11 protein-coding genes and 1 pseudogene are annotated in these 9075 nt (G+C 64.4%); 3 read left to right on the forward strand and 9 right to left on the reverse strand.

The features are described 5' to 3' along the window. Both EN984_RS12245 and pyk read left to right on the forward strand, forming a co-directional pair. Positions 1-147 (forward strand): DUF1036 domain-containing protein (locus EN984_RS12245; RefSeq protein ID WP_127383761.1); only part of this gene is annotated, 147 nt, incomplete at its 5' end. Continuing rightward, a complete protein-coding gene (gene pyk, locus EN984_RS12250) occupies positions 144-1580 on the forward strand; it encodes a pyruvate kinase (RefSeq protein WP_013529204.1) in 1437 nt (478 codons plus the stop codon). The genes EN984_RS12245 and pyk, both read left to right, overlap by 4 nt. Before the next feature lie 44 nt (positions 1581-1624). Here pyk and EN984_RS12255 read toward each other — a convergent pair whose 3' ends face one another. The 3 genes from EN984_RS12255 to ykgO all read right to left on the reverse strand — a co-directional run bounded on the left by EN984_RS12255 (position 1625) and on the right by ykgO (position 3722). After that, positions 1625-2689: an alpha/beta hydrolase gene (locus EN984_RS12255; RefSeq protein WP_127272236.1), complete on the reverse strand. Its 1065-nt coding sequence runs from the start codon at positions 2687-2689 to the stop codon at positions 1625-1627. Between the two features lie 189 nt (positions 2690-2878). After that, positions 2879-3484: a hypothetical protein gene (locus tag EN984_RS12260; protein ID WP_127271008.1), complete on the reverse strand. Its 606-nt coding sequence runs from the start codon at positions 3482-3484 to the stop codon at positions 2879-2881. Between the two features lie 112 nt (positions 3485-3596). Further along, positions 3597-3722, reverse strand: coding sequence for a type B 50S ribosomal protein L36 (gene ykgO, locus EN984_RS12265; RefSeq protein ID WP_006327841.1), 126 nt, complete (start codon positions 3720-3722; stop codon positions 3597-3599). 242 nt (positions 3723-3964) lie between these two features. Between ykgO and EN984_RS12270 the strand changes: the two genes are divergently transcribed. Next, entirely contained in the window at positions 3965-4387 is a 423-nt protein-coding gene (locus EN984_RS12270) for a lysozyme inhibitor LprI family protein (RefSeq protein ID WP_127271006.1), read from the forward strand. A gap of 6 nt (positions 4388-4393) precedes the next feature. Here EN984_RS12270 and EN984_RS12275 read toward each other — a convergent pair whose 3' ends face one another. From EN984_RS12275 to EN984_RS12300, 6 genes and pseudogenes are all read right to left on the reverse strand, one after another. Next, positions 4394-5473, reverse strand: a complete 1080-nt coding sequence (locus EN984_RS12275; protein ID WP_127271005.1) for a 5-(carboxyamino)imidazole ribonucleotide synthase — start codon at positions 5471-5473, stop codon at positions 4394-4396. Next, the gene (purE, locus tag EN984_RS12280) at positions 5470-5967 is read right to left on the reverse strand and encodes a 5-(carboxyamino)imidazole ribonucleotide mutase (protein ID WP_127272234.1); all 498 of its coding nucleotides are present in this window, start codon (positions 5965-5967) and stop codon (positions 5470-5472) included. The genes EN984_RS12275 and purE overlap by 4 nt, the downstream gene beginning before the upstream one ends. 100 nt (positions 5968-6067) lie before the next feature. Next, a complete protein-coding gene (locus EN984_RS12285; protein WP_127272233.1) occupies positions 6068-6961 on the reverse strand; it encodes a ribokinase in 894 nt (297 codons plus the stop codon). Further along, positions 6958-7833, reverse strand: a complete 876-nt coding sequence (locus tag EN984_RS12290; protein WP_127383762.1) for a MurR/RpiR family transcriptional regulator — start codon at positions 7831-7833, stop codon at positions 6958-6960. Before EN984_RS12290 ends, EN984_RS12285 begins: the two co-directional genes overlap by 4 nt. Then, a complete protein-coding gene (locus EN984_RS12295; RefSeq protein ID WP_127383763.1) occupies positions 7830-8798 on the reverse strand; it encodes an ABC transporter permease in 969 nt (322 codons plus the stop codon). The genes EN984_RS12290 and EN984_RS12295 overlap by 4 nt, the downstream gene beginning before the upstream one ends. 9 nt (positions 8799-8807) lie before the next feature. Further along, positions 8808-9075, reverse strand: a pseudogene (locus EN984_RS12300) (sugar ABC transporter ATP-binding protein); the annotation flags it as partial.

Raw genomic sequence — 9075 nt, forward strand, 5'->3', positions numbered from 1 at the left:
GGCGTGACCGACTGCGTTGCCCGGGGCTTCCAGCGCGCCGGATTCCAGGAATATGACACGGGCGAACAGGCAAGCTGGATGGTCCAGCTGACCGATGAGTCCACAACGGGAGGCGCTCCAGCCGCCCCGGGAACAAACAGTCAATGAGACGTAGCCGCAAGGTCAAGATCCTAGCCACCATCGGTCCGGCCTCCTCGTCGGAGGAGATGCTGAAGAAACTGTTCGAAGCGGGCGCCGATGTGTTCCGCATCAATATGAGCCATACCGACCATGAACTGATGCGCACGCTGGTCGGACGCATCCGCGCTGTCGAGGAAGCGGTTGGCCGGCCGATCGGCATCCTGGCCGACCTGCAAGGACCAAAGCTGCGCGTCGGCAAGTTCGCCAATGGCAAGGAAGTGCTGACGCAAGGCCAGACCTTCACCCTCGACGACAATCCCGAGCCCGGCACCTCGACCAGGGTCTATCTGCCGCATCCGGAAATCCTGAGCTCGGTCGAAGCCGGCCATCGCCTGCTGATCGACGATGGCAAGCTCGAGCTGAAGGCGGTGAAGAGCGACGGCAAGTCGATCGTCTGCACCGTCGTCGCCGGCACCACGATTTCCGACAAGAAAGGCGTCAGCTTGCCCGACACCGATCTGCCGGTCGGCGCGCTGACCGAGAAGGACCGCAAGGACCTCGATGCCGTGCTGGCCACAGGCGTCGACTGGGTGGCGCTGTCCTTCGTGCAACGGCCGGAGGATCTGGCGGAAGCGCGCAAGATCGCACGCGGGCGGGCGCTGATCATGGCCAAGATCGAGAAGCCGCAGGCTGTCGCCCGGCTGGCCGAAATCATCGAACTGTCCGACGCGCTGATGGTCGCCCGCGGCGATCTCGGCGTCGAGATGCCGCTCGAGGCGGTGCCCGGCATCCAGAAGCAGATCACGCGCGCCGCACGCCGCGCCGGCAAGCCGGTGGTGGTTGCAACGCAGATGCTGGAATCGATGATCACGGCACCGGTGCCGACCCGCGCCGAAGTGTCCGATGTTTCGATCGCCGTCTTCGAAGGCGCCGATGCCATCATGCTGTCGGCGGAATCGGCGGCGGGTGCCTATCCCGTCGAGGCTGTGGCAATGATGAACCGTATCGCCACCAAGGTCGAAACCGATCCGACCTATGCCGGCATCATCAACGCCCAGCGCTCCGAGCCGGAGGCGACCGGCGCCGACGCCATTTCGCTGGCCGCGCGCGAGATCGCCGAAACGCTGAAGCTGTCGGCGATCATCACCTACACCGCATCGGGCACCACAGGCCTGCGCGCCGCCCGCGAGCGGCCGCAGGTGCCTGTTATCGCGCTGTCGCCGATCCTCAACACGGCGCGGCGGCTGTCGCTTTTGTGGGGCACGCATTGCGTCGTCTCACCCGACGCCGTCGATCTCGACGACATGGTCAATCGCGCCTGCCGCATCGCCTTCGACGAAGGCTTCGGCAAGCCTGGCGACCGCGTCATCATCACCGCGGGCGTGCCGCTGCGGACACCGGGTTCGACCAACATGCTGCGCATCGCCTATATCGGTTCGGACACACAAGTCAGCCGCTAGATTCCTGAAGCGTGTCGCCTCTGAACGGATTCAGGCGGCCCGCTTTAGGTCGGCGCGAGTTCGGCCTGCGGTACCTTGATATCGGCGCATCTGCCGGCGCCGTAGGCGTCGCCGGCGATGCGCGCCTCCACGGTCCTGGCCATCGCCGGCAGGTCCATATTCTTGCCAGCGACCTTCTCGATGGCGCCGACGGTCAGGTCGGTCGCGATCCAGTCTGGCTTGTGACCGAGATTGTGCACCCACACGAGTTCGGCACCGGCAATGTCGCGCGCCAGGCCGACCGAATGGATATGTGCATAGACCACCTTGTCGCGATCGCCTGAAATCACCACGGTCGGCGCCTTGATCTCGGCGTAACGCGGTGCGGTGGCGAGCGCGTAGCGATAGAGCCCGGCGACATCGGTGGCGTTGGCACGAAAGGCTGTTGGTCGCAGCACCAGCGGGATAGAGACCGAGCTGAGGTAATTGTCCGGCACCTTGTTGGGCGAAAAGACGCAGGTGGTGGCGTCGGCCATCTGCAGGGTTCCGGCCGGATAGGTCAGCGTTTCGGAAAACAGCCAACCGAGCACCGGCATGGTGGTCAGATCGTAGTACCAGGCGGTTGCGCCGCCCGGCCATGGGTGGGTCGCCGGTGCGAGAAAGACGAGCCCGAGTGTCTTGTCTGGATGTTCGCGGCCAAAGGCCGATGTCACCACGCCGCCGAAGGAATGGCCAACGATGACAGCCTTTTTGATGCCGAGATGGTCCATCAGTGCGGCAATGGTGTTGGCCTGCGCCGACGGGTTCTCGTTGTTGGTGCCGCGACCCGACCAGCCATGGCCTGGCCGGTCGAAGAACAGCATTTCGGCGCGGCCTTCGAGCAAGGGGCGCAGCGGCAGCATCTGGTCCCTGAGATTGGCGCTGGCGCCATGGATGAAGACGATCGGCGGCAACTCGGCATTGGCGGGCGCCGGAACATGGACATAGTGGATGCGGGCGCCGTCGATGTCGGCGAACTCGCCGATCGGCGGATTACGACGCTCGATCAGCCATGACCCGACGCGGGTGACGCCGACAAAGCCGAAGACAAGCGCCATCAGGAAGGCAAGGGCGGCGTAGATCAGGTTCATGGGGGAGATACGAGGTGGAGGGGGATAAGTTGTAGGGTAGGCAGTAGGCAGTAGGCAGTAGGCAGTAGGCAGTAGGCAGTAGGCAGTAGGCAGTAGGCAGTAGGCAGTAGGCAGTAGGCAGTAGGCAGTAGGCATGTGTGTTCCGCAGAGCGGTCTGGACCTACTGCCTAATCCCTACTGCCTATTCCCTTAAATGCCTTCACCGGCAAGTTCCTCCGAAATCGTGCCGACCTGGTCCTGGGCGCTGCGCATCATCGGATAGATGGCCAGCACCTTCTGCCAGGCCTCGAGCGCCGATTGCTTGTGGCCGGTCAGCGCCATGATCTGCGCCAGGCCGGACAGCGCACCGAAATGGCGCGGCTCGAGCTGCAGCGTTTGGTCGATGTCGGACATCGACTTGCCGTAGTTCTTCATCATGAAATGGACGGTGGCACGCCGGTTCCAGCCTTCGGCATAAGTCGGCTGCAAAGTCACCACCTGGTCGAGGAAATCGAGCGCGACGTCGAACTTCTGGCCCTCGACGGCTTTTTGCGACCACTGCATCATCAGGTCGATCGAGGCGCTGCCGGATTGCGACCACTCGCTCCAGATGTTGCCGGCGATGCGCTCGGCCGCCTTTTCGTTGCGCTCGCGTTTCAGATCGCTGAACAACTGGTCGAGGCGGGCTTGTTTCGTCGTTGCGGCGGGCGGCGCGTCCTGAGTGGCCGGCGGCGCGACAGCATCGTCCGCCCATGCCGGGCCATAAATGACGCCGGAAACAAGCAGAGATGTCACAAATGCAAAAAGAATCCGCATCGCCGGACTCTAGTCCCGGGCGACGGAACGTCAAACTGAATTTGGCGTGAAAATGCCGGCAGGCGGCAACAAGCATCAAATGGGGGGAGGCAACAGCCTCCTGCCCGAAAACTCAGCCCTGGCGTGCCTTGTAGCGCGGGGCGGTCTTGTTGATGATGTAGACGCGGCCCTTGCGGCGAACCAACTGGTTGTCGCGGTGACGCGCCTTCAGCGCCTTGAGCGAATTCTTGATCTTCATGGTCTTGCCTGTCGGTGTGGACCCGGTCCGGGTCGAAATTTTAAGGCGCGCCAGAAGACGCGCCTTTGAACTGTGGGAGGCTCATAAACGAGGAGCCTTGTCCCTGTCAACCGCAAGCGTGCTCCATAGCGGCTGTGAATCGTCCCTGTCATCAATTATCCGCCATGTCGGCCTTGCGGCATTGCGCGGCCCTGGGGCCGGCTGGGATGATGCGGTCGCCGTGAAGTGATTTGGAGAGAACCATGCGCCGAATGTTCCTGTCCGCCTGCCTTGTCCTGCTGGCGGCAGCTTCGGTTGCTCGCGCGCAGGAATGCGACCGCAGCGACGATAGCCAGCAGATGATGAACATCTGTGCCGGCGAAGACTATCAGGCGGCCGACGCCAAGCTCAACAAGGCCTATCAGGACCTTACCAGCTCGGATGACGCCGGCGGCAAGAGATTGCTGCAGGTGGCGCAGCGCGCCTGGATCACTTTTCGCGATGCCGAATGCGCGCATTCCACCGCCGCCAGTCAAGGCGGCTCGATCCATCCGATGGCAGTATCGCAATGCCTGACCAGATTGACCAATGATCGCATCAAGCAGCTCGCTGCCGCGGCCAATTGCGAGGAAGGCGATGTGAGTTGCGCCAATCCAGGCGAGGACGAGAGCGACGATTTGCAGTAGGCAACCCTATGAGGCGCGACGGCTGATCCGAGTGAAATGCCCCATCTTGCGGCCGAGCCGCGCTTCGGCCTTGCCGTAGAGATGCAGCATCAGATCGGGCTCGGCGAGAAGCTCCGGGACGCGCAGCACATCGTCGCCGATCAGGTTTTCCATCACACAGTCGGAATGGCGGTCCGGGGCGCCGAGCGGCAGGCCGGCGATGGCGCGGATATGCTGCTCGAACTGCGAGACGATACAGGCGGCTTCCGTCCAATGGCCGGAATTGTGCACGCGCGGCGCGATCTCGTTGGCCAGCAGCGAGCCGTCCGCCAGCACGAAGAACTCGACGCCGATGACGCCGACATAGTTCAGCGCCGACAGGATCTTCGATGCGGCCGTTCGGGCCGCTTCCGCCGTCTCCGGCATAATGGCGGCCGGCAAGGTCGATGTGTGGAGAATGCCGTTGCGATGGATATTCTCGGCTGGATCGTAAGCGACAACCGCACCGTCCAGCCCACGCGCCGCGATCACCGATATCTCGCGCTCGAACGGCACGAAGGCCTCCAGGATCAGAGGCACATTGCCCATCGCCTCGCATGTGCCGGCGAAGCCGCCGGCTTCCATGTTGCGGAAGACGCGCTGGCCTTTGCCGTCATAGCCCATGCGCCGGGTCTTCAGGACACCGCTGCCGTCGAATGCTTTCAGCGCCGCGATCAGCTGGTCATCATTGTCGACGGCGTGGAAATCGGCGGTGGCAATGCCGATGCCGTTGAGGAATGTTTTTTCGTCCACCCGGTCCTGCGCCACTTCCAGCGCACGCGCCGGCGGATAGACCGGAACCTTGGCGGCCAGCGCACTGGCGGCTGCAACCGGCACGTTCTCGAACTCGTAGGTGACGACGGAACTCGAGCCTGCCAGTTCGGCAAGGGCGGCCGGGTCGTCATAGGCGGCTGTTATCTGCCGGTTGGCGACCTGTGCCGCGGGGCAATCCGCTTGCGGCTCCAGCACCACGGTGCGGTAGCCGAGGCGGGCGGCAGCAACAGCCAGCATGCGGCCGAGCTGGCCGCCGCCAATGATGCCGATGGTCGATCCGGCGGGCAGGCTCACGGCGTATCCGTCGGTTCTGCCGCGACCTTGGCGGTCTGCGCGGCGCGCCAGGCATCCAGGCGGACGGCAAGCTCGTTATCGTTCAGGGCCAGCACGGCGGCGGCTAGAAGGGCTGCGTTGGCAGCGCCCGCCTTGCCGATGGCCAGCGTGCCCACGGGAATGCCGGCCGGCATCTGGACAATGGACAGCAGCGAATCCTGCCCGGAAAGCGCTTTCGATTCCACCGGCACGCCGAACACCGGCAATGGCGTCATCGCCGCCGTCATGCCGGGCAGGTGTGCTGCACCGCCGGCGCCGGCGATGATCACCTGATAACCGGCCGCCTTGGCGCCCTTGGCGAAATCATAGAGCCGGTCTGGGGTGCGATGCGCGGAGATGATCAGCCGTTTGTGCGGGATGCCGAGTGCTTCCAGCGTTTCGGCCGCATGGCGCATCGTCGCCCAGTCGGACTGGCTGCCCATGATGATGGCGACGTCGGCGCGTTGATCGTCCAAGTCCGTGTTCCCCGGCGACAAAGGCGCGCCTTAGCGGAATTCGCGCGAGGCCGCAAGGACAGGCGGCGGCCGCAGCTCTTTGCAACGTTGAATCAGGCCATCAGATGCCGTCGCGCTCGGCCTCTGGCGTCGAGACCAGCAAGGCCGAAGCCGCGTTGGCGGCGGTGATGGCCGCCCGCATGGTCTGCCCACGGGCAAGTCCCGCGGCCAGCGCGCCAACGAATTCATCGCCGGCGCCATGCGTGCTGGCGACCTTGACGGGGATGGCGGACAGAGCAAACGCCTCACCGCTCCGATCGCAACAGGCGACGCCCTCGCCGCCCGCCGTGACAATCGCCACCGGATAAAGATCGGCCAGCAGCCGTGCGGCTTGGGCGGCCCCGTCCAGCGTCTCGAACACTGCTGTGCCAGCCAGGAATTCAGCCTCGATGGCGTTGACCACCAATATGTCGACCAGCGCGATCAACTCGTCGGAGAGTTCGCGCGCGGGGGCCGCGTTGAGCACGACGCGGCCGCCCCGTGCTTTGACGGCGCGTGCGGCGGCAATGTTGCCGGCTTCCGGCACTTCGTTCTGCAACAAAAGCACTGCCGTTTGGACCATCACATCGGAAGCAGAGGCAATGTCGGCATGGCCCAGTGTCAGATTGCTGCCCGAGACGATCACCGCGCCATAGTCGCCGCCCGCGTCGAAGATCGCCACGCTCATGCCGGAGCCGGCGCCAGCGGCCACCCGCACGAAGCGGTGGTCGACCACTGCGCGATTGAGATTGGCCAGCAACGCCCGCCCGAAATCATCGTCGCCGACGGCGCCGATCATCGCCGCGCGCACGCCGGCCCGCGCCGCCGAGACAGCCTGATTGCCGCCCTTGCCGCCGCATTTCGGGTGCCAGGCATGGCCGGTCACCGTCTCGCCCTTGCGCGGGCGGTCGGGCGCGTCGACCATGATGTCGTAGTGCAAGCTGCCGAACACGGTGACCAGCGGCGATGTCGTCATGAGCCCCGGTCTTTTCGTTTCGATGTCACCGCGGACATGGTGCGGCCGAGATTGCGCTCCGCCGCCTGATAATCGCGCTGTGCCACCGCCACGAACAGCGCGTCGAGGATGTTGAGCTGGGCAATGCGCGCCGCTGCGTTCTCGCCCATCAGCGGCGAGCCTTGCGCGGTCGAGCAAAGCACGATGTCGGCGACCGCAGCCAGCGGCGAGTTGTCGTAGTTGGTGATGGCCAGCGTGCGGGCACCGTTCTTGCGGGCCAGCTGGATGGCGTCGATGACGGCCGACGTGTCTCCCGAATGCGAGAAGCCGACGGCGATGTCGTCGCCGCCGAGCAGCGAGGCCGACATCAGCATCATATGCGAATCGTCATAGACGGATGCGCGGATGCCGATGCGCAGAAACTTGTGCGAGACATCGCGAGCGATCTGCGCCGAGCCGCCGACGCCATAAAAATCCCGGTTCTTGGCACGGAAGAGCAGCTCGGCGGCCCGGTCGAAATCCTCGATGTCGAGGATCGCCAGCGTCTCCTCCAGCGCCTGGATGGAGGTGCGAAACACTTTTTGCACGATCTCGGCCGAACTGTCGTCGGATGACAGTTCCTGGTGCATCTCGGCGGTCGGCAGGCGACTGTATTCATAGACGGCGGTGCGGAAGTCGCGATAGCCGGAAAAGCCGAGCTTCTTGGCGATTTTGACCACCATCGCCTCGGACACGCCGGACTCTTCGGCGATCTGTTTCAGCGGAATGCTCTCGTCGAAACCGCGCCGGCCGAAGACGGTTTCCACCACCTTCGCCTCCAACGGGGTGAGATGCGGCATCATCATGCGGATGCGCGGTCCTACCGCTTTCAGGTCCAGCCCGCTCAAGGTCATCCACGCCCCCTCGTCACGCGATCGATAAGCATCGCGGCGAGGATTATAAGACCAGTTGCCAGAAGCTGATAGAAGGACTGGACGTTCATCAGCGTCAAACCGTTGCGCATGGCGCCGAGGATGACGGCGCCCAGGATGGTGCCGACGATGCTGCCCTTGCCGCCCATCAGCGAGGCGCCGCCGATGGCGGCAGCCGCGATAGCGTCGAGTTCCCAGAGATTGCCGAGGATGGGCACGGCGGCGCCGAGCCGGCCGACCAGGATCTGCGCGGCAAGCGCCGCCAGCAGGCCCGAGATCATGTAGGCGGCGATCTTGGTGCGGGCAATCGGCACGCCGGCGATGTAGGCCGCCTCCTCGTTGCCGCCGACGGCAAGCAGATATTCGCCGAAGGGCGTCTTCTTCAAAACGACCCAGGCGACGACAGCCACGCAGGCGACGATGATGACCGCCAGAGGCAGTCCAAACAGCGATCCGTTGAAGATGGCGCGAAAGCTTGGCGGAAGGCCGAGCACCGGATTGCCGCCGGTGTAGATCAGCGCCAGCGCCCGATAGGTGCTGAGCGTTCCCAACGTGACGATGAAGGGCTGCAGCCCGACATAGGCGACGAGCACGCCGTTGACGAGGCCGCAGGCAAGGCCAATGGCGAAGCCGGCGGCGATGGCCAACGGAAACGGCACGCCGGCGACCATCATAGAGGCCGAGATGACGGCCGAGAGTGCCGCCGTCGGCCCGACCGACAGGTCGATGCCACCGGAGATGATGACCAGCGTCATGCCCAGCGCCAAACAGGCATTGATGCTCGACTGCTGCAGGATGTTGATCAGGTTGCGCTCGGCGAAGAAGCCGGGCACCAGCGTGCCGAATACTGCCAGGATCACGACAAGGCCGATCAGCGTGCCGGCGTCGCGCATGGAAACGCCGCGCAGGAATTCGGCGCGTGGTCGCACCAGAGTGGTATCCGACATATCCGTCACCTACTGCCTTGCCTGTTGCGCGGCCGGCGTTTGCGTTTGTGGGATGGCGTGCGCCGCGATCGCCTGTTCGCTGATATCGTCTCTGTGGAGTTCGGCCGCGATCGTGCCGTCGCGCATGACCAGCACGCGGTCGGCAAGCCGGATCACTTCGGGGAGTTCGGAGGAGACGACGATCACGGCATGGCCCTCGGCGGCGAGTTCCTCGATCAGATGATAGATCTCCGCCTTGGCGCCGACATCGATGCCGCGTGTCGGTTCGTCGAACAAG

It is taken from the genome of Mesorhizobium sp. M7A.F.Ca.CA.004.12.1.1, from assembly GCF_003997835.1.
Taxonomy (GTDB): domain Bacteria; phylum Pseudomonadota; class Alphaproteobacteria; order Rhizobiales; family Rhizobiaceae; genus Mesorhizobium.

Excerpts from the sequence above, each read along its gene's own strand:
- ykgO (WP_006327841.1), bottom strand. The coding sequence starts at position 3,722 with ATGAAGATCAAGAATTCGCTCAAGGCGCTGAAGGCGCGTCACCGCGAC.
- EN984_RS12255 (WP_127272236.1), bottom strand. The coding sequence starts at position 2,689 with ATGAACCTGATCTACGCCGCCCTTGCCTTCCTGATGGCGCTTGTCTTC.
- EN984_RS12285 (WP_127272233.1), bottom strand. The coding sequence starts at position 6,961 with ATGACGACATCGCCGCTGGTCACCGTGTTCGGCAGCTTGCACTACGAC.
- EN984_RS12260 (WP_127271008.1), bottom strand. The coding sequence starts at position 3,484 with ATGCGGATTCTTTTTGCATTTGTGACATCTCTGCTTGTTTCCGGCGTC.
- EN984_RS12295 (WP_127383763.1), bottom strand. The coding sequence starts at position 8,798 with ATGTCGGATACCACTCTGGTGCGACCACGCGCCGAATTCCTGCGCGGC.
- EN984_RS12270 (WP_127271006.1), top strand. The coding sequence starts at position 3,965 with ATGCGCCGAATGTTCCTGTCCGCCTGCCTTGTCCTGCTGGCGGCAGCT.
- pyk (WP_013529204.1), top strand. The coding sequence starts at position 144 with ATGAGACGTAGCCGCAAGGTCAAGATCCTAGCCACCATCGGTCCGGCC.
- EN984_RS12290 (WP_127383762.1), bottom strand. The coding sequence starts at position 7,833 with ATGACCTTGAGCGGGCTGGACCTGAAAGCGGTAGGACCGCGCATCCGC.